Annotated in this window: 15 protein-coding genes; 13 read left to right on the top strand and 2 right to left on the bottom strand. The window is 53.9% G+C overall.

What is annotated here, in order from left to right; all coding sequences use genetic code 11:
* Together ACQY5R_RS17510 and ACQY5R_RS17505 are read left to right on the top strand one after the other, a co-directional pair.
* On the top strand, positions 1–930 hold a 930-nt coding region (locus ACQY5R_RS17510; protein WP_428610517.1), incomplete at its 5' end, for a 3-deoxy-D-manno-octulosonic acid transferase.
* A 134-nt stretch (positions 931–1,064) separates the two neighbouring features.
* Positions 1,065–1,337 carry a ComEA family DNA-binding protein gene (locus tag ACQY5R_RS17505; RefSeq protein WP_428610516.1) on the top strand — a complete coding sequence of 91 codons (273 nt, stop codon included), beginning with the start codon at positions 1,065–1,067 and terminating at the stop codon, positions 1,335–1,337.
* A 103-nt stretch (positions 1,338–1,440) separates the two neighbouring features.
* On the opposite strand, the gene ACQY5R_RS17500 is transcribed toward ACQY5R_RS17505, so the two are convergent.
* Positions 1,441–2,103 carry a protein-L-isoaspartate O-methyltransferase family protein gene (locus ACQY5R_RS17500; protein ID WP_428610514.1) on the bottom strand — a complete coding sequence of 221 codons (663 nt, stop codon included), beginning with the start codon at positions 2,101–2,103 and terminating at the stop codon, positions 1,441–1,443.
* Positions 2,104–2,467: 364 nt separating this feature from the next.
* Between ACQY5R_RS17500 and ACQY5R_RS17495 the strand changes: the two genes are divergently transcribed.
* Complete coding sequence (locus ACQY5R_RS17495; protein ID WP_428610512.1) at positions 2,468–3,826, top strand: deoxyguanosinetriphosphate triphosphohydrolase; 1,359 nt, start codon at positions 2,468–2,470, stop codon at positions 3,824–3,826.
* Positions 3,827–4,055: 229 nt separating this feature from the next.
* Positions 4,056–6,182: an EAL domain-containing protein gene (locus ACQY5R_RS17490; protein ID WP_428610510.1), complete on the top strand. Its 2,127-nt coding sequence runs from the start codon at positions 4,056–4,058 to the stop codon at positions 6,180–6,182.
* Between the two features lie 36 nt (positions 6,183–6,218).
* Here ACQY5R_RS17490 and rapA read toward each other — a convergent pair whose 3' ends face one another.
* On the bottom strand, positions 6,219–9,098 hold the full coding sequence (gene rapA / locus ACQY5R_RS17485; protein WP_428610508.1) for an RNA polymerase-associated protein RapA: 2,880 nt from the start codon (positions 9,096–9,098) through the stop codon (positions 6,219–6,221).
* Between the two features lie 261 nt (positions 9,099–9,359).
* Here rapA and ACQY5R_RS17480 point away from each other — a divergent pair, with 261 nt between their 5' ends.
* The 9 genes from ACQY5R_RS17480 (at position 9,360) to ACQY5R_RS17440 (ending at position 19,453) form a co-directional block, all read left to right on the top strand.
* Positions 9,360–9,674, top strand: a complete 315-nt coding sequence (locus tag ACQY5R_RS17480) for a c-type cytochrome (RefSeq protein WP_428610507.1) — start codon at positions 9,360–9,362, stop codon at positions 9,672–9,674.
* A gap of 458 nt (positions 9,675–10,132) precedes the next feature.
* Positions 10,133–12,433, top strand: a complete 2,301-nt coding sequence (gene nosZ / locus ACQY5R_RS17475; RefSeq protein WP_428610506.1) for a Sec-dependent nitrous-oxide reductase — start codon at positions 10,133–10,135, stop codon at positions 12,431–12,433.
* Positions 12,434–12,540: 107 nt separating this feature from the next.
* Positions 12,541–12,864 carry a c-type cytochrome gene (locus ACQY5R_RS17470; RefSeq protein ID WP_428610504.1) on the top strand — a complete coding sequence of 108 codons (324 nt, stop codon included), beginning with the start codon at positions 12,541–12,543 and terminating at the stop codon, positions 12,862–12,864.
* 307 nt (positions 12,865–13,171) lie between these two features.
* Complete coding sequence (locus ACQY5R_RS17465; RefSeq protein ID WP_428610502.1) at positions 13,172–13,906, top strand: c-type cytochrome; 735 nt, start codon at positions 13,172–13,174, stop codon at positions 13,904–13,906.
* Between the two features lie 96 nt (positions 13,907–14,002).
* Positions 14,003–15,193, top strand: a complete 1,191-nt coding sequence (locus tag ACQY5R_RS17460; RefSeq protein WP_428610500.1) for a hypothetical protein — start codon at positions 14,003–14,005, stop codon at positions 15,191–15,193.
* A gap of 176 nt (positions 15,194–15,369) precedes the next feature.
* On the top strand, positions 15,370–16,545 hold the full coding sequence (nosD, locus tag ACQY5R_RS17455) for a nitrous oxide reductase family maturation protein NosD (protein ID WP_428610499.1): 1,176 nt from the start codon (positions 15,370–15,372) through the stop codon (positions 16,543–16,545).
* The gene (locus ACQY5R_RS17450) at positions 16,545–17,435 is read left to right on the top strand and encodes a 4Fe-4S binding protein (RefSeq protein ID WP_428610497.1); all 891 of its coding nucleotides are present in this window, start codon (positions 16,545–16,547) and stop codon (positions 17,433–17,435) included. Before nosD ends, ACQY5R_RS17450 begins: the two co-directional genes overlap by 1 nt.
* Positions 17,432–18,403, top strand: a complete 972-nt coding sequence (locus tag ACQY5R_RS17445; protein ID WP_428610496.1) for a NapH/MauN family ferredoxin-type protein — start codon at positions 17,432–17,434, stop codon at positions 18,401–18,403. Before ACQY5R_RS17450 ends, ACQY5R_RS17445 begins: the two co-directional genes overlap by 4 nt.
* 162 nt (positions 18,404–18,565) lie before the next feature.
* Entirely contained in the window at positions 18,566–19,453 is an 888-nt protein-coding gene (locus ACQY5R_RS17440) for an ABC transporter ATP-binding protein (protein ID WP_428610494.1), read from the top strand.
* Positions 19,454–19,598: the final 145 nt, after the last annotated feature.

Genomic DNA, 19,598 nt, shown 5'->3' with positions numbered 1-19,598 from the left:
AACGGATTCTTGAAGAGGCTGCAACCCCGGCTGCTGGTGATGATGGAGACAGAGGTGTGGCCCAACTTGCTCGCCACGTGCCAGCAGCAATCCATTCCGACCATCCTGGCCAATGCGCGCCTCTCGGAGAAATCTGCCAGAGGTTATGCCCGCTTGGGTCCGTTTACCCGCGACACCTTCGGTCGTATTGGCCTAGTGGCGGCCCAGTCGCCGGTCGATGCCGAGCGCTTTCTCGGCCTGGGGGTGGCCTCCGACCGGGTGCGCGTCACCGGCAGCATCAAGTTTGATATACGTCTGCCGGCGAGCCTGAAGGAGCAGGCAGAGGCCCTGCGGCGCACCTGGGACGGCCGTCCGGTCTGGGTGGCGGCCAGCACCCGCGAGGGTGAGGATGAGCAGGTGCTAGATGCCCACCGTCAGGTGTTGAAGAGTTTGCCGGAGGCGCTGCTGGTGCTGGTACCGCGTCATCCCGAACGCTTCGACAAAGTGGCCTCGCTGTGTCAGCGCGAGGGCTTCTTCCTGGTGCGTCGTTCGGCGGACCAACTTTGCGACTCGTGCACTCAGGTGCTGCTTGGGGACACCATGGGGGAACTGACCCTGTTCCTGGCGGCGGCCGACATCGCCTTCGTCGGCGGCAGCTTGGTGGCAACCGGCGGGCACAATGTGCTGGAACCGGCCGCCCTCGGACTGCCGGTGGTGTTCGGTCCCCACATGTTCAACTTCGCCATGATCAGCCGCATGCTGCTGGCCGAGGGGGCGGCGCTGGAGGTGACCAGCGCGGCCGCCCTCGCGGGAGTGGTCAGCGACTGGTTGTCGGATGCTAGTCTCCGGGCGCGCTTCGGCGAGAACGGCCTGCGGGTGGTGGAAGCCAACCGGGGGGCTTTGGACAGACTGTTTGACATCATCAAAGACTATCTGGAAACGGTAGGCTAGATGACTCACTCATCACTACGGTGGAAAATAGGAAAATTCCTACCCAATAGCGAGGATTTGGCTGTAAGGAGGAAGTCGTTAAACGACTAAGATGTCGTCTCGTTTAATTGGATGAATTTACAAGGAGTGTATCAATGAAAAGTTTAAAGCTGTCTATCGCAACATTTTTGCTGCTGGTATCCGCCGCCGCATTGGCTGGTCCGGTAAACATCAATACCGCTACCGCCGAACAGATTGCAACGGAATTGAAAGGGGTCGGCGACTCCAAAGCCCAAGCCATAGTGGCCTACCGTAGCGAACATGGCGCTTTCAGGTCGGCGGATGACTTGGTGATGGTGAAGGGTATCGGCGAGAAGACGGTTGCCGCAAATCGGGAAAATATCCTGATCGGTGAAAAGGGCAAGTAATATTGACTATGCCAAAAAAAGGGCGCCATTAAATGGCGCCCTTTTTTATGTGGTAGGGATTATTGTGAGTCAGTGAGAAGGGCCATTCGCCATCCTGTTGCGCTCAAAATTCAAATTTACGAATCACCGGCGCATTGGTGAGCGGTGCGATATCCGTTTCGAATAGCGCCTCGCTCTGCCACGCATCCTCACCGGTACGCGTGATTAGAAAGGCGGTCATCACCGGACTCTGCCCAATGACCACGAACAGTCGGCCACCAATGTTCAAGCGTTGTTTGAATGTTTCCGGCATCTCCGGCAGGGAGCCGGTCACAGCAATCGCATCAAATCGTCCGCTCTCTATATTATCGCTGAGGCTGTCGGCGATACGCAGCTCCACGTTCTCGATCTGCAGCTCAGCCAGCCGCTGTCTTGCCTGCTCGGTGAATGCTGGATTGATATCTTGGCTGATCACGTTGTTGCCCAGTTTGGCGAGGCAGGCGGTCAGGTAGCCACTGCCGGTGCCGATCTCCAGGATATTATCGGTAGGTTGGATATCCAGCGCCTGCAGCAGTCTCCCCTCAACCCGTGGGAACATCATCTTCTGACCGTCTCCCAGAGGGATCTCGATATCTGCGTAGGCCAGTCCCCGGTAGTTGTCCGGTACGAAGTGGTCCCGGGGCATGTCGCCCACCAGGCTCAATACCTTGGGATCAAGCACTTCCCACGGACGCACTTGTTGCTCAACCATGTTGAAACGGGCTTTTTCGTAACTTGGGACGATCATCTGATTTACCTGGCATTCGGGTTGAAAAGGTGTCGAGGGCGACAAGCCTACTCAGTTTGGGTTGATCAGGCAAGTCTGACGTGCCAGGGCTTGCATAAAGAATAAGTTCCTGTATTCGGCCGCCCCTGGACACCGCTGGCTGCGTTACGCTTTTTGCCAAGGGAGTGGCCATTGCCGGCAAAGCGTGCCTTACCCGCGCGGTCCAGGGACGCCCTCGGTACGACGGAATTATTCTTTTGCAACCCCTAAACCGCTGCAATTTAACTGTTTTCTGTTATTCGGTAAGCCGGGTCTGCTAGGATATAGCGATCCGGTATGTGCCTTCTGCATTCATCTGTTTTCACCGGTTGAGGTATCCATGATCATGCATTGGAATCAACTGCTATCCCGCAGCCGCCTTGGGAGCGACCAACCACAGGGCGGGACTAGGGCGCGGACCGATTTTCAGCGGGATTTTGATCGCATCGTCTTCTCTTCTGCATTCCGCCGCATGCAGGACAAAACACAGGTGTTCCCGCTCTCTCGGGTGGACTATATCCGCACCCGGCTCACTCACAGTCTGGAAGCTTCCAGTATTGGACGCTCCCTCGGAACCCAGGTGGGGGAGCAGGTGATCATCCGGCGCGGGCTGGAGGGTTATGAAGCTTCCGATTTTGGTGATATCTGTGCGGCCGCTTGCCTGGCGCATGATATCGGCAATCCGCCGTTTGGCCATTCCGGTGAAGATGCCTTCCGTAGCTGGGCGAATGATGCCCCCTATGGGCAGCGCCGGGTCGCCATGCTGCAAGACAGTGAGCGGGAAGATTTCACCAGTTTTGAGGGTAATGCTCAGGGGTTTCGCATCCTGACCCGACTGCAAAACCCGGACAATCCCGGCGGCCTACAACTCACCTGCGCCACGCTGGCGGCCTTCACCAAGTATCCTCGTGAATCCTGCCTGGGGGGCGGACGCTATCCCGGCGTCAGCGCCAAGAAACAGGGTTTTTTTGTCGAGGACCGCGAAGCGTTCGAGGAAGTGGCCAAACAGGTGGGTTTGATCCGGCGGGATGGATCCCGGGCCGTCTGGAGTCGTCATCCCTTGGCGTTTCTGGTGGAAGCCGCCGATGACATCAGTTACCGGGTGATCGATATCGAGGATGGCTTCCGGCTGGGCTATTTTACCTTCGATGAGGTGATGGGGCTCTACCTGGACATTCTGCGAGAGCCGGAGAAGCAGCGGCTGCGCCTGCAGACCATTCGCGATAGCAAGGGCAAGGTGGAATTCCTCCGGGCCAAGGTAATCAACGAGGCGATCACTCAAGCGATGGATTGTTTCCTGGATAATGAGGAGGCGATTCTGGCTGGGCGGTTTGATGAAGCGTTGTTGAATCAGTTTCCCAGGCGTTCCGCTATGGATCGATTGATTGAGGTGGCCAAGGCGCGTATTTATCAGGCTACCGAGGTGGTGGAGATACAGGCGGCCGGGTTTCAGGTGATCAGCGATCTGCTGGAACGTTTCATTCAGGTCCTGGATGATCTGGCTGACCAGGGCGAGCAAGCGTCGGCAAAAAGCCAGATGATCTCCCGCCTGATTCCGGAACAGTTTATTGGGCCTGGCCGTACGCCTTCTCCCAACGTCTATACCCGCTTGCTCCGGCTAACGGATTTTGTCGCTGGTATGACCGATTCCTATGCGGTGTCGCTGTATAAGAAATTGACTGGTATATCACTCCCCAACGCCTGAGCGATTACCGCTTTGATTTTATCCGTTTTGTGGACCCGGTCTGATTTCGGTCATGATTTCATGACCGCAGATAAAGAACATTGGCCACATGTCGCTACAGTCCCAAATAATCACCCTGTATTTTCTCGGTCCCGTGTATTGTCAGTAACCGATCGCTTGTGATTGGTCTGAGGCGATCGGCGGAAGGCCTGTATGGGTGCAAGAGTTGAGATACCCTGCAGAGTGGCAGATGGCAGAGATACTAGTGGATGATAATTTGAACCTGGCTCCTGTGATGCTGGATCAGTGCAGCGTCGGGCTGTTCGTGCTGGGAGTCGATGACTGTATCGTCAACTGGAATCGCTGGATGGTTGTCGCAACCGGAATCGGCGTGACGGATGCGGTCGGTCATCTCCTGGTGGATTTGTTTCCTGAGCTATCCGGTTCTGTGGTTGAACAAGCCATCGATAAGGCGCTCCGGCAGGATCAGATGACCGTACTGCGCGCGACGGCGGAAACCCCGCTCCTGTCACTCCGCCACCATTCCGGCAATTACCTGAACCAGATGGTTATCGTTAAACCCCTTCCGGACCAAGTAGAGAAGGTGTTGGTTCAGGTTTTTGATCAGTATGAATATCCGACGGTACCGATACACTCCGACAGTCGCACTACCAGCCAGCTTGACACCCTGACCACCCGCTCAATTCTCTCTTCTATCGCTGATGCGGTGATCACCACGGACATAAATCGTCGCATCAACTACATGAACATGGTGGCGGAAAAATTAACCGGCTGGCGCCTTAAATCTGCCCGGGGGTTGCCGTTAACCCAAGTGTTTCAGGCGATGGACGAGGGGGCGGTCAAACTGGAAGAGACGATCAGTCGGTGTTTGGAAACCGGCTCGCCAGCCAGTGGTCAGCGCCAGGAACTGATATTGGTCCATAAAGATGGTATCGGTATCGCCGTGGAAGAGTCAGTTGCGCCGATTCGTGATGAGCAAAAACAGATTCACGGGATTGTCGTGGTGTTTCGCGATGTCAGTCAGACGCGTAGCCTTGCTGCGCAAGTCAGCTGGCAAGCTTCCCACGATACCTTGACCGGCCTGGTCAATCGAGGCAGTTTCGATAGCCGCCTGGATCGGCTGCTTAGGGATGCCATGGAGAGTGGCCGCATCCACAGCATGCTTTACCTGGATCTGGACCAATTCAAGATTGTCAACGATACCTGCGGCCATGTGGCCGGAGATGAACTGTTACGGCAGATCGCCAATAGCCTCTCCGAACATATCCGTTCCGGGGATACCCTCGCCCGTCTGGGTGGGGATGAGTTTGGCGTACTCCTGGCGGATTGCACTGAACCGGTTGCCTTGCGCATTGCAAACAAGATGCGCCAGGCGATTATGGACTTCAGATTTATCTGGGATGACAGATCTTATGCTATCGGGGTGAGTATCGGTGTCGTGGCCATTACCGCGGAGAGTGAACGGGCGGAGCAGGTGCTAAGTGCAGCGGACACAGCCTGTTATGCTGCCAAGGATGGTGGACGCAATCAGGTGCATGTCTATCGATCGGACACCGGCGAAGCGGCGCAGCGCCAGGGTGAGATGCATTGGGTGGCACGTATACACAGTGCGTTGGAAGAAGAGCGTTTCTGTCTCTATGTGCAACCGATCGTGCCGATCGATAAGCAGACGGCACACTCTGGTCATTATGAGGTGCTGATCAGGATGCGCGACGAAGAGGGCAAGCTGGTGCCGCCGGATAAATTTATCCCTGCAGCGGAACGGTTTGGCCTGATGCCGAGGATCGATCGCTGGGTGGTGAATCAGGTCTTTAGCCTGATCGAGCGTGAGCACGAAATGCTGGTGCTGGGCGGTTACTGCTTTGCCATCAATCTGTCCGGTGGTTCGGTGAATGACGAAGATACCCTGGCTTATATCGGTAAAAAGCTGGATGAATGCCGTATCCCGGCGGGGATGATCAGTTTCGAAATTACCGAGACAGCCGCCATCGCCAATCTCTCTTCGGCCAGTTATTTTATCCGGACTTTGAAACAGGCCGGATGCCAGTTTTCTCTCGATGATTTTGGTAGCGGCCTCTCCTCATTCGCCTACTTGAAAAATCTCCCGGTCGATTACCTGAAAATAGACGGTGCCTTTGTCCGGGATCTGGCTACAGATCCCATCGATCGCGCCATGGTGCAGGCGATCAATCAAATCGGCCAGGTGATGGGATTGAAAACCATTGCAGAATTTGTCGAAAACGAGACGGTACTGACGCTGTTGCGGGAGATAGGCGTCGACTTCGCACAGGGGTACGGTATAGCCAGGCCGGTACCGTTAACCGATCAGGACGGCAACCTGCTGCTTGGGAAATAACGCAGCACCACGGGTTTCAACATTGTCAATTTCACCCTACAGGCCGACCCACAGGCGAATGCTGTCAAGTCTCACACGTGATGAATCAAGATGGCTGTTCAATTCAGTCTGATGTGCGATTAAAAGGTCGATATCGGTCGGCTTTACATTGGGGTTGACCCGCTGTAAGGCGTGCAAGCGTTCTACCTCCTCCTCATAGTAGCGGTTCATGGCCGTTCGGGCCTCGGTGAGCCGTGTGCCGGCTTGCCCGGAAGCGATCCGTTCGCCTTGCGTGATCATGACCCGGATGTGCTGTCGCAATGGCGCGACGATTTTTTGTACCACGGGTTTTGGCAGCGGCTGGCACGCACGCTCGGGAAGGGGGTTGTTGAGCGCATTGCTGCGATCGCTCAAACGCTGATCAATTGCGATGGGTAGCAGGGTCGGTGGCAGAAAACGGCCTGCCTGTAATATACCGGGTGCCGGGCACTCGAGGATAAACAGCATCTCCAGCGCCAGTGTGCCGGTAGGTACCGCCGGATGCCGGATGCCCATCGCGGTACAGTTGCCACGTTCGCTCTCCAGGATCATCTCCATGGCTCCCAGCACCATGGGGTGTTCCCAGGACAGGAACTGTCGATCCTCGTGACTGAGAGCGGTGTGGCGGTCATAGGTCAGGGTCAACCCTTCCGCCGGCAAGTGGGGGAACTGTTCGGTCAGCATCTGTTGACTGGGGCGGATGACCAGGCTGTGATTGGAATGGGACTCGCTATCGATGCCGAAGGCGTCGAAAATCTGTCCCATATAGGCATCCAGTCCGGAGGTCTGGTCGACTCGAGCCAGTGTGTCGACCAACTGCTGGGCCTCCGTTTCACGGCAGGAGTTCAGCTCCAGTAAATGGTCGCGCCCACGCTTCAGGGCGGCATTGATATCGCTGTGTAGTCGCTTTGTCTGCTCCAGCAAGGTTGCAAAATCGGCAGGGTCCCGCTGGTAGCTTGTGTACGTTTGTTGCAGGTCCGGCCCCAACCGTTCCAGGATCTGTTGCCCGGCCGGACAGGTGTGAACAAAAGCGTTGAGCCCTTCGTGGTACCAGCGTAGTAGTACTTCCTGGGCGCTCAGCCGGAAATAGGGGGCGTGCAGTTCGATCTGCCGCTTCTGGCCTATCCGGTCCAGTCGGCCGATCCGCTGTTCCAAAAGGTCGGGGTTCTCCGGCAGGTCAAACAGGATCAGTTGATGTGCGAATTGGAAGTTTCGGCCCTCGCTGCCGATTTCGGAGCAGAGCAGGATCTGGCATCCCTGTTCGTGGTCGGCAAACCAAGCGGCCGCTCTGTCACGTTCGATAATACTCATCCCTTCATGAAACAGGGCGGCCTGTATCCCTTCCCGGATCCTCAGTGCCTGCTCCAGGTCAACGGCGGTTGAGGCATAGGCGCAGATCAGCAGAATTTTCTCCTGCCGCTTCTGCTTTAGCTGCTGAATCAGCCAGTCGACGCGCGGGTCGATATACCACCAGCGTTCCCTCTGAGGGGCGGGTAGCCAATATTCTGGCTGCAGTTGCCACGACACAGGCATATGGCTTGCCGTTTGTTGGTACAGGTCAGGCAGGTCAAGGGGGTAACTGTGGAACTGGCGTGGTGCAAAGCCTCTGATCCGGTCCCGGGTATTACGGAACATGGCGCGACCTGTGCCGTGACGATCGAGTAGCAGTTCAATTAAGTGCGCTCTGGCATGCCGCTTTTGTTCGGTGGTTACCTGGGTATCCCGGATTTTGTCCAACAGGGGCGCGGCGGCCTCTTTGCCAATCAACTCCCAAAGCAGTGCAGTTTCGGTTGCCGAGATCGGATTGTCGGAGACCAGGCTGGCGGCCGCATCGGCGACTGACCGGTAGCTCTCCTGTTCGCGTTGGAATTGTGTCAAGTCGGGGTAGCGATCCGGGTCAAGCAGTCGCAGGCGTGCAAAATGCCCATCGCGGCCCAGTTGCTCGGGCGTCGCGGTTAGTAACAAGACACCGGGAATTTGCCGGGCCAGTGCGTCAATGGCCTGGTAGGCGGGGCTCGGGTTGTCTTCATGCCATTCCAGATGGTGAGCCTCGTCCACGATCAGGATGTCCCATTCGCCATTGAGCGCCTGATCGAGTCGCCGCTCAGAGTCGGTTAGCAGGTCAAGTCCGCACAACACCAGTTGTTCGGAAATAAAGGGGTTTTCTTCGCCCGTTGATTCAATATCCTGACAACGCGGCTCGTCGAACAGACTGAATCTGAGATTGAACCGACGCAGCAGTTCAACCAGCCATTGGTGCAGTAAGGGGGACGGGACGACGATCAAGGCGCGGTGGGCCCGTTCGGTCAGCAGTTGTGTGTGCAGGATCAGGCAGGCTTCAACCGTTTTTCCCAGCCCAACTTCATCCGCGAGAAGCACCCGAGGGGCGAGGCGGCGGCCGGCTTCATGGGCAATATAGAGCTGATGTGGCAGGAGTTCAGTGCGTGCGCCGCCTAGTCCTATAAGGTCTGACTGCTTCAGGGTCTGGCGGTGCTCGAGAGTGGCTTTGCGCAAGCTGAACCAGTTGTTGTTATCCAGTTGGCCGGCAAATAGCCTGGCCTGGGGCTGGTTGAACTGCATGAAAGCGCTTAGCGATTGCTCGGGCAGTTTATCCTGGGTTCCGTCCTCTCTGGTTCCTTGGTAGATCAACAGACCGTCGGACTGTCGTACGAACTCGATGGTGAGTGCCCAGCCTTGGTCCGATGTCACGGTATCCCCGGCCTGAAATTCCACGCGGGTTAAGGGGGCATTGTCGGCTGCATAACTTCTGACCTCGGCGGTGGCCTTGAATGTCAGGGTCAAAATACGCCCGGACTTTCCGGTAACCATCCCCAGGCCCAGTTCAGGTTCGCTATCGCTGATCCAACGCTGCCCCGGGATGAATATTTGCTCGGCCATGTCTTGCTTCGGTCTCTGTTTTTTGAGGGCGGAAGGATACGCCCATCCCGCATGATTATCTAATAGTGCCTGAGACAGGCGGTAAAACGTCGGCGCCTGTGTAGGGGTAAATATGTACTGCCGATTAAAACCATGTGAAATATATGGTTTGACAGCTATAGAAGAATGATAGTATAGGTCCCTGCTTTTCAATGCGGCTCAGTGATTCGTAGTAAAGAGTATTGGGTCGGTTATATTTAACTGAAGAAGGTAATATTACAGATGAAAACCATTGCAATGTTCGCAGGCGCTGCCCTGCTCTCACTGGGTCTTGCTGGTAATGCGGCTGCAGCCGATGGTGCAGCACTGTTTGCGTCCAAGGGCTGTTCGGCCTGCCATGGCGCTGACGCCAAAAGCCCGATTATGCCGGCTTATCCAAAGTTGGCCGGTCAGAATGCACAGTACGCCCTGAACCAGATGAAGGATATCAAGAGCGGCGCTCGCAACAACGGCCAGACCGCCGCGATGAAAGGGATCGTTATGTCAATCAGTGACGAAGATCTGCAAGCCATCGCAGAGTGGCTGGCTACGCTATGAGCTGAATGCTAGCTGGTACTCTGTGTGCCACCTTAAGAACGCCGGTTTATACCGGCGTTTTTTATGCGACATAGGTGAGAATTGCCTATGATCGGAATCACCCAAGGTGGGGGGGCTAAATAGTTAATTTTGAGGAATGGCATACTTGGCGGAGCGCCAAACCGAATAAACGCTCATCAGGCGGAAGATCGGACAATATGTTCTAGATGTGATCTGACGGCCAATTTCCTGCACTTATTTGAATGTATTTTTTTCCCTGCCTAATCACACGATCCCCCCTGATAAATATCAGTAGAGAATAAGTCAAATGTGTCATTTGCCCTTTTTTTTTGTCACATGGTCTCGTCGATTGATCGAAGTCAATGATTCCACCCCCCCCCACGGCGCACCATTCCGCTGCAAATCTAACAAAAGCGCAACTAGCGCAAGAACAAAGTCCTTAAACGGAGACGTGTCTCATGAAAGTGAACAATAAGCGAGCATTGTCGCTGATGCTGGGCCTGGCTATGGGTCTGGGCGCAACGTCAAGTGCATATTCTCAGGCGTCGCTCGAAGATGTCATGAAGGCTCGCGGTCTGACGCAGAAAGATCTGCTGGCCGCGGCTAAGACCTATACACCTACCGGCGGCCGTGACGAGTATATCGTCTTCAGTTCCGGTGGTCAGAGCGGGCAGGTGATCGTGTACGGTATTCCGTCCATGCGCATCCTGAAATACATTGGCGTATTTACCCCGGAACCCTGGCAGGGGTACGGGTTCGATGACGAGTCCAAAGCCGTGTTGGCACAGGGCCGGATAAACGGTAAAGATATTGTGTTTGGTGACACCCACCATCCGGCTATTTCCGAAACCGAGGGTGAGTATAACGGTAAGTTCCTGTTCATCAATGATAAGGCCAATCCTCGTTTGGCAGTGATCGATCTGCACGATTTTGAGACCAAGCAGATCGTGGTGAATCCTTTCTTCAAGTCCGAGCACGGTGGTGCCTTCGTGACGCCAAACACCGAATACGTGATGGAAGCCTCGCAGTACGCATCGCCGTACAGTGATGATTTCGTACCGCTTTCGGAGTTTAATGATAAATATCGCGGTGGTTTGACCTACTGGAAATTCGATGACAAAGAAGGCCGTCTGAAACCGGAGCAGTCATTCACTTTCGAGCTGCCTCCCTACAGTCAGGATCTCTCCGATGCGGGTAAAAATGCCTCCTATGGTTGGGGCTTCACCAACTCGTTCTGTTCCGAGCGTTATGTGGGTGGTATCGAGAAAGGGCGTCCGCCGTTTGAGGCAGGCTGTTCTCAGAAGGATACCGACTTCCTGCATATCACCAACTGGAAGAAGGCCGCTGAACTGGTCGCTGCCGGTAAAGTAAAGAAAGTGAATGGCTCTTATATGATTCCGATGGCTCAAGCTGTCAAAGAAGAGCTGCTTTATCTGGTACCGGAGCCCAAGAGTCCGCATGGTGTTGATGTCAACCCTGACGGTACGCACATCATCGTATCCGGTAAGCTGGATAGCCATACCTGGGTATATAGCTGGGAAAAAATCCAGAAAGCGATGGCGGCCAAGAAGTTTGAGGGTAAAGATCCCTATGGTATCCCCATCATTGCGTTGAAGGATGCACTGCATACTCAAGTTGCAGTGGGCCTCGGTCCTCTGCATACCCAGTATGACTCTAAAAAGTGTGTGGTTTACACCTCCATCTACGTGGATTCCATGGTTACGAAGTGGGATTACTGTGAAGGTAAGGTGCTGGATCAACTGCACATTCACTACAACATCGGTCACTTGATGGCGATGGAAGGCGATTCAGTATCTCCAGACGGCAAATATCTGGTTTCATTGAACAAGCTGGCTATCGATCGATTCAATCCTGTTGGTCCTCTGCATCCGCAGAACCATCAGTTGATCGATATCAGCGGTGACAAAATGCAACTGCTTTATGATATGCCGCTGCCACTGGGCGAACCCCACTATGCTGTGGCTATTAAAGCCGACAAGCTGAAACCGGCTGTACGTTACAAATCCGGTTGGGACAGCCGTACCGATTCCCGCTCTCCCTACAAGACCCGCGCAGGTCGTGAGAAAGTGGTTACCGAGAATGGCGTGACCCATGTTTATGGAACGGTTATCCGCTCTCACATCAATCCTGAGATCATTGAGGTCGAAGAAGGCTCCAAGGTTGCACTGCACTTCACCAACCTTGAGCGTGCTGAAGACGAGGTACACGGCTTTGCTCTCTACGGTCAGAATGTGAACCTCTCTATAGAGCCGGGTAAAACCGCTTCCGCAACCTTTACTGCGGATAAGGCTGGTGTCTTCCCTTACTACTGCACCGAGTTCTGCTCCGCACTCCATCTGGAGATGCAGGGTTACTTGTTGGTCAAGCCAAAAGGCTACAAGGCTAAGGCAGGCGAAATTGCGGAAGGTCAGCAGTACACCAAGGCTGACTACGAGAAGCAGGTCAAGACCAACATAGAGACTCAAGCGGTCATCGACTCTGTGGTTGCCTTCATCACCGGTCGCAACTTCAAGGACTTCCCACCGGTTGTGGCCCTGGTTGAGGATGCTACCGAGCAACTTGGTTTCGCAGGTGAAGCGAAGAAGAAGGCCGAGGACTTTGCCGCCAAGGGTGACTACCAGAATGCAACACTCTGGGCTGGTCAGTGGTGGCAGTATCAGGTGAAGACGGCTGATATGGGTCTGCGTGCCAAGACCTATCTTGAACAGCACGGAGCCGTTAAGGTAGAAGCTAAGTAATTTGTTCAACACCAAAAGGTTATTAACCTGAGAAGGGGAGGGGTTCTTGCTAGGGGCCCCTTCCCTTTTGTATTCTCTAAAACCTTCTATGTAGTGAGGTATTGATCATGAGTAAAGTAAAGAATTGTGCTGTAGCTGTGACGGTGGTGGCTTCATTGATGGCCGGTACAACGGTGGTGGCGGCTGATGGCGCGGCGCTGTTTAAAGCCAAGACCTGTTGGTCATGTCATGGTAAAGATGCCAAGTCTCCCATCATGCCTTTTTATCCGACATTGGCCGGCCAGAATGCCGATTACATGTTCAATCAAATGAAGGATATCAAGTCCGGAGCGCGCTCCAACGGCCAAACCGCCGCGATGAAGGGGGTGATGGGGCTGGTGAATGAAGACGAGATGCGCATACTTGCAGATTGGCTGGCCACGCTGCAGTGATAACAACTTGGTGCGTTGTCCGAAATTGATAGTTCTCAATGCTCACTGCCGCCTTTTGTGAGAGACTTTCAGCCAGTAGTTAAGGCTGGTGAAAAGGAAGTTTCTCCATAAAGGCATGGCGGTGGGTTTGACTTGTATCAATGATATCTAATATTCATTGTGGCAACCTCCCGGTCGTCCACGTCGGACGTCACCATGTTGTCGATGTGCAATCCAGTCGATCAGATTAAACGCCCGCAAACAGAGTGGGCACCAAACCAATGCTGTTATTGTCCTTTAGCTAAATAGGGCGATCAGGAGAAACGTAATGAGTGTAAAACCCGTATTGACGAGCTTGGCGGCGGTCGCTGCCATAAGTCTGAGTTTTGGCGTTAGCGCTGCAGACACATCCGAGTGGAGCAAAGACACCGTAAGTGGCGAAACAGACCAAGCCATGCATCTAAAGGCCGATATGGAAAATGGTCGGGATATTTTTGAAGTCTGTTCTGCCTGCCATATGCCGGAAGGCTGGGGTATGACCGACGGTACCTTCCCTCAGTTGGCTGGACAGCATCGCCCGGTTCTTATCAAGCAGTTGGCAGATATTCGTGCCTTAAACCGTGACAATCCCACCATGTATCCTTTCGCCCTACCGGAATCAATTGGTGATGAGCAGGCGCTGGCTGATGTGACCGCCTATATCGAAAAACTGCCGATGAACCCGGAAAACGGTAAAGGCGAATGGGCCGAAGGAACCCCGGAATTCGAGCAGGGTAAAAAGCTGTTTGCTGACAACTGTGTGCGCTGCCACGGCGACCACGGCCAGGGCGACAAGGCGAAATTCTATCCCCGTATCGAGGGACAGCACTATGCCTATATGGTGCGTCAGTTCGAGTGGATTCGTGACGGCAAGCGTCGCAATGCCAATCCTGACATGGTGGAACAGATCAAGAACTTCACCGATAAGGATATGAAGATGGTGATCAACTATGTTTCCCGTATCCCGGTTGACAAGAAAGATCTCGCCCCTTCAGCCAACTGGAAAAATCCGGATTTCGATTAATCCTGTAAATCGCCATCGGCCGCATGGCGCCTTGCGCGCGCCATGCGGTTGACTGGCGGCCCTCCACATCTTTAACACCTGAAGCGTCTCTTGCCCATGAATGCAGTAACCAGTAAAAAGCAGACACTCCTCGTAGCCGCTCTGGGCATAGTTGCCTTGGGTCTTATGGCTGTGATCTTTTATTCTCCCGTCTGGTGGGTATCATTGACGGCACCCAATTATCCGGAAGAGGCATTTCCTGATGGGGTACGGATCCATTTTCATATGAATGGCGTGTTCAATGGATGTGAGAAGGTCAACAAGGCTGAGATTCAGGAGGAGATCGCACTCGATTGTGTGCATGAGATGGACACCATTAACCATTATGTCGGCATGTATCCAATTGCTGCAGGCGGTCCGGTTGAGAGAGCGTTTGGCCAGTTTTTAATGACTTTTATGGGCATTATGCTCCTGGGTTTTATCTGCGTACGACCCAAGTTGCGCATGGCGATCATGGGTGTGGCTTTTGCCGGACTGTTGGTCTGGATGTATCTGGCGATCTATGGAAATAACGGATTTCATCTCGAGAGCGAAGGTTACGTCGAGGCTATGGTGACATCTCTGGATCAGGAGGCAGGTGGCGAGCAGGAGCAAGAGCCAGAAATTGTCATCGGTGGAATTGTCGGTGTACTGAAGAAGTCACTGGAAGATTCCGGAGTGGTTGTTGATCTGCCTTCGGACAAGAAGTCGAATGCCAAATCTAAAGATATTGCGGAGAAGGACTACCTGATCCAGCAATTAAAACTGACCTATGAAAAAGATCTGGAGAACGGCCGTGTTGAAGAGCCGTGGAACGGCAGCACTTTCCAGGTAATGACATGGCACTATGGAAAAAGCCTTGGCCGCTATTTCAATAACCAAGCAGAGATTGTGCCTATGGTGGCCAACTTGAAGGTTGCGCTACATGTAGTGTTTGCCGGGCTCGCGGGCGCGATGCTACTGCTGGTTTTCGGTGCCAGAAAAAATGGTGGAATACTTTACTGGCTATTGGTTTTGGTTCCGATGGCACTGCCGGTTTTCTTTGTGATCGATTACGCCGCTTGGCTCTGGTGGTACGGTCACACACTGAACGCGATGGGCGCTTTTGCGGTCAAACCGTTTATGCCGACGGTGTTTGGAGATGGTAAGGTGGCACAGTTTGCTACTCACTCCTATCCCTATATAGGCTTCTTTATCATGTTGGTTCTTTCGCCGATCCTGGCGGTGGCAGCACTGATACGTAAGAAGCAGTTCAAGGATGCTGAGTAAATAGCCCGCATATCCCGTGATTACTGCTTGGTGCTACGGGGTGTCGATTCTAAGGTTGAACGGGCACGATCTAAACGAGTCTGAGAGGGCTGTGCCTGGGCACAACCGAACGGGAATCTATGCGTACGCTGCGTTACACTGCTGCTTTACTGATGTTTCTGCTTCCAACATTGCTGATGGCAGAAAATTATCCGTCATTCCAGGCCCTGGTCGATGCAGCGAGTGAGAATTCAACGCTGACCCCGCCTCCGGGGACCTATGCCGGTCCCGTGACCATCGACAAATCGTTGGTCATTGATGGACAGGGCAAGGTGGTGATCGATGGCGGTGGCAAGGGGTCGGTGATTTATCTGGATTCTGACGGTGTCACATTGCGCGGGTTGCGACTGACCAATTCGGGTGACTCGCACAACGATATCGATTCCGGTATACAGGTACGCGGAAACTTCAATGTCATCAAAGACAATGTGATCGACAATACCCTGTTCGGTATTGACCTCGGGCAGGCGGAAAATAATATCATTCGCCGTAACCGAATCTCCTCCAAGCCGGTCGATATCGGTATCCGGGGGGATTCGATTCGTCTCTGGTACAGCTTCAACAACAAGATCACCGATAATATTATCCGCGACTCCCGGGATATGGTGGTCTGGTATTCCAAGGACAATCTGATCGCCAGAAATGATTCTCGTGGCGGTCGCTATTCACTGCACTTTATGTACGCGCAGCACAATGAAGTGGTGGATAACCACTATGAAGACAATCAGGTCGGTATCTTCCTGATGTATAGCGATAGCGTGACGATTAAACACAACTACATTGCCCATGCCATCGGCCCGACCGGTCTGGGGGTTGGTTTCAAAGAGACTTCCGATGTAGATGTGATCGACAATCAAATCCTCTATTGTGCTACCGGTATCTATCTGGATGTCTCCCCTTATGATCCGGAAGCGACCAATCGCATCACCGGTAATCTCATCGCATTCAGTGGTATCGGCGTACAGTTCCTGAATGATTGGAAAGGGAACATTCTGAAACACAATCGTTTCAAAGGTAACATTACCCAGGTCACAGTAGGCGGCGGAAAAACTGCCAAACGAAATGTTTGGGACAGCAACTACTGGGATGATTACGAGGGATTTGATCGAGACCTGGACGGGGTGGGGGATCGTCCTTATGAGTTGTATGGTTATGCCGACCGGATATGGATGGATGTTCCCTACGCCCAGTTTTTTAAAGGGTCACCGGTGTTGGAGGTGCTCGACTTTTTGGAGCGTCTTGCGCCCTTTACCGACCCGGATATGCTTTTGCGTGATGAAAAACCGCTGATGTCTGCGGAGGCAGTGCAGTAATGAGTGATCAGAGCAAGCCAAAAAAACCTGCAAAGCGAAAGCTGAGCGCGAAACACATCGAACAGAACAGACGTGAGTTCCTTAGGACTACCGCTTTGGCTGTCGGCGTGATGGGATTTTCATTAGTCGGTTTGCTGCCGCTTGCCCAGGGAAGAAATTTGGCCGTGCGTCCCCCTGGTGCATTAAAAACTCCGGACAATGAGAGGGAGTTTTTATCCTCCTGCATTAAGTGCGGTCAATGCGTACAGGTTTGTCCGGTTAGTGCCATCAAGCTGGCTGAACTGGATAAAGGCGTGGGTGTGGGCGTGCCGTTTATCGAGCCACGCGATCAGGCGTGTGATTTTTCCTGTGATGGACTGCAATGTGTGCTGGCTTGTCCAACGGGAGCCCTGACACATGAGTTGGATTATCCGGCCGATTCCCGCATGGGCTTTGCCCGCCTGGATCAGCCTCGAAAATGTCTGGCCATCCAAGGTAAGGGGTTCAAGGGGCAGGCACGCGGTCCCGATTATACCGGTGTTCTTCGCTACGACGATATAGACCGTTGGAACCCGATTCCTGTTGCGGATTATCCCTATGATCTGGATCTGTGCGACCTTTGTGTGCGCCAGTGTCCGATAGAGATTCGTATAGCGCAGTGTGCAGAAGTGACATCGGAAGGGGCGCAGAACAAGGATCGGGTGGCTCAGCGACAGGGTAATGAGTGTCCGCCAAAGCACGCCATTGCCTTGGAGCCTATCGTCAGTGACGATGGAAAAAAACGCATGAAACCGGTCATCCTTGACGGGTGTGTCGGTTGCGGGGTTTGTGAAATGATCTGCCCGCCCGAACCGCCGGCGATAGTGATTGATATCATGCAGGACGCGGACAACATAGGGGGGATCTCATGAGCTATGTAACAGAATCCTTCCGTCAGCTGTTCGGTAGCGAGCCTCGGCGCCCCGATAAATCTGAAATAACGCCTGAGGCTCAGGCGGTCCATATCTTTAAAAAGCAACATCCGTTTGATGTGACGGCGTTTGAAGAGGCCCGTCAGGCGCATGCCGGTGATGCAAAGAAGTGGCGTAATAGGCGTTGGACTACGCTGATTATCGTGAATCTGCTGTTTGTGGTCTCTTACTACTTCGATGTGCAGTTACTCGAAGGCGCCTTGACCGCATCCCGATTCATGGGTTTCCATATGGCGGATCTTAACTCCGCGTTGCAGGTTACACTGGCATTTAAGCACATGGTGCTGAACCTGGTGATCGGTACTGCCACGGTCTTTGTGCTCTGGTTGTTATTGGGGGGGCGCACATTCTGTTCCTGGGTTTGCCCCTACCATCTGTTGTCGGAGTGGGCGGAGAAAGTCCATCTCTATTTTGCCGACAAGGGGTGGATTAAAGATCACTCCTTTAATCGCAAGATCCGCTCAGCCTTCTATTTGATCTTTGCGCTATTGGCACTGATCTCCGGCTATACCGTCTTTGAAACCATATCGGTTACCGGCATCGTCAGCCGGGCGCTGATTTATGGACCCGGTGTTGCCATGATCTGGGTCGGTTTGGTCTTGCTATTTGAGATTTTCTACTCCAGGCGTGCCTGGTGTCGTTATGTCTGTCCTATCGGCATCACCTACGGTGTAGTGGGCGCGATTTCACCGCTCAGGGTCAAATACGTGCTGAAGGACTGCCACCACGAGGGCGATTGCCGGAAGGTCTGCTTGGTCCCGCATGTGCTCGATATGACGGTTAAAGGCAAGGCGGCACATACGGAAGTCGATGTCAGTGCCGATTGCACACGCTGCGGGATGTGTGTGGATATCTGTCCCACTGATTCGCTCCGGTTCGAGATAAAAGGGCTCGGAAAACATCTCTGAAATGAGATAAGCTAGACGCTGCCGCAGGACAGGTTTGATCTGCATCATTGCCTGTCGAATATAAAAAAATAAACTACAGCGAGCGCTAGAGCGGACGAAGGTGAAGGCCGACGTCCGTCATTTTTGTTTTGCCTATTGCGGCCTCGGATTTCAGGTTCATGAATGATTGAATTTCACAACGTCGTTAAAAATTTTCGCCGTCATGAAGTACTGAAAGGCGTAAACCTGACCATAGAACGGGGCCATCGTGTCGCGCTGGTGGGGTCGAATGGTGCGGGTAAGACCACACTGATTCGTTGTCTGTTGGGGGAATATACCTGCGACGGCTCGGTCACCGTGGATGGATTGACCCCGAGAGAAAATCGCCGCGCCGTCCTCTCCAAGGTGGGGTTCGTTCCTCAACTGCCGCCGCCGCTGAAAATGCCGGTAGGCCAACTGATCCGTTTTGCTGCGAGTGTTTGTGATTCCAGTCCGCAGCGGATGGCGGATGTGGCCGCGCGTCTGGGATTGGATACGGAGCGCTTCAAACGCCAGCCGTTCGTCAAACTTTCCGGTGGTCAGAAACAGAAACTGTTGATTGCCATTGCCCTCGGGCGCAATAGCGAATTGCTGGTGATGGATGAGCCGGCGGCGAATCTGGATCCGGAGGCGCGGCACATCTTTTTCAGTCTGCTGGCGGAGAAAAAAGACGAGGCGGCTATGATCATCTCCAGTCATCGGCTGGATGAAGTGGCTTCATTGGTGAATCGGGTAATAGAGATGGATCAGGGCCAGGTGGTGCTGGACGACCGGGTCGCTGATCTGGTGGAACTCTCCAGTCGTCTTGAGTGCCGTATCCGCCTGATTCGCCCCGAAGCACCTTTTGCCAAGGCGATACAGGAGTGGGGTTTCAAAGGGTCGGAAGACGGCAAGCAGTGGAGCGGTCAGGTGGCCGGGCCGGATCGACTCCGTTTCCTCGGGGTGCTCTCACGCTACGCGGCACTATTGTCCGGCATCGATATGCGTGAAGCGGAAACAGCCAGGGACTATGAGGCCGTGGTTAATGACTGAGTCGGTTCGCCTGTTCCTGCTGAGTTTGGTGCTACTACTGATCGCGGGTTGCAGCGGTGATCCGGGTACCGGACCGGGTGATGTCAGGTGGGACCGGACCGCCTGCGAGCGTTGCCGGATGGTATTGAGCGATCGAAAACATGTC

The sequence above is a fragment of the Sedimenticola sp. genome (assembly GCF_050289425.1).
Lineage (GTDB): Bacteria > Pseudomonadota > Gammaproteobacteria > Chromatiales > Chromatiaceae > Sedimenticola.
The sequence above is the reverse complement of the archived record's forward strand: the minus strand, read 5'-3'. Positions and strand labels throughout refer to the sequence as shown.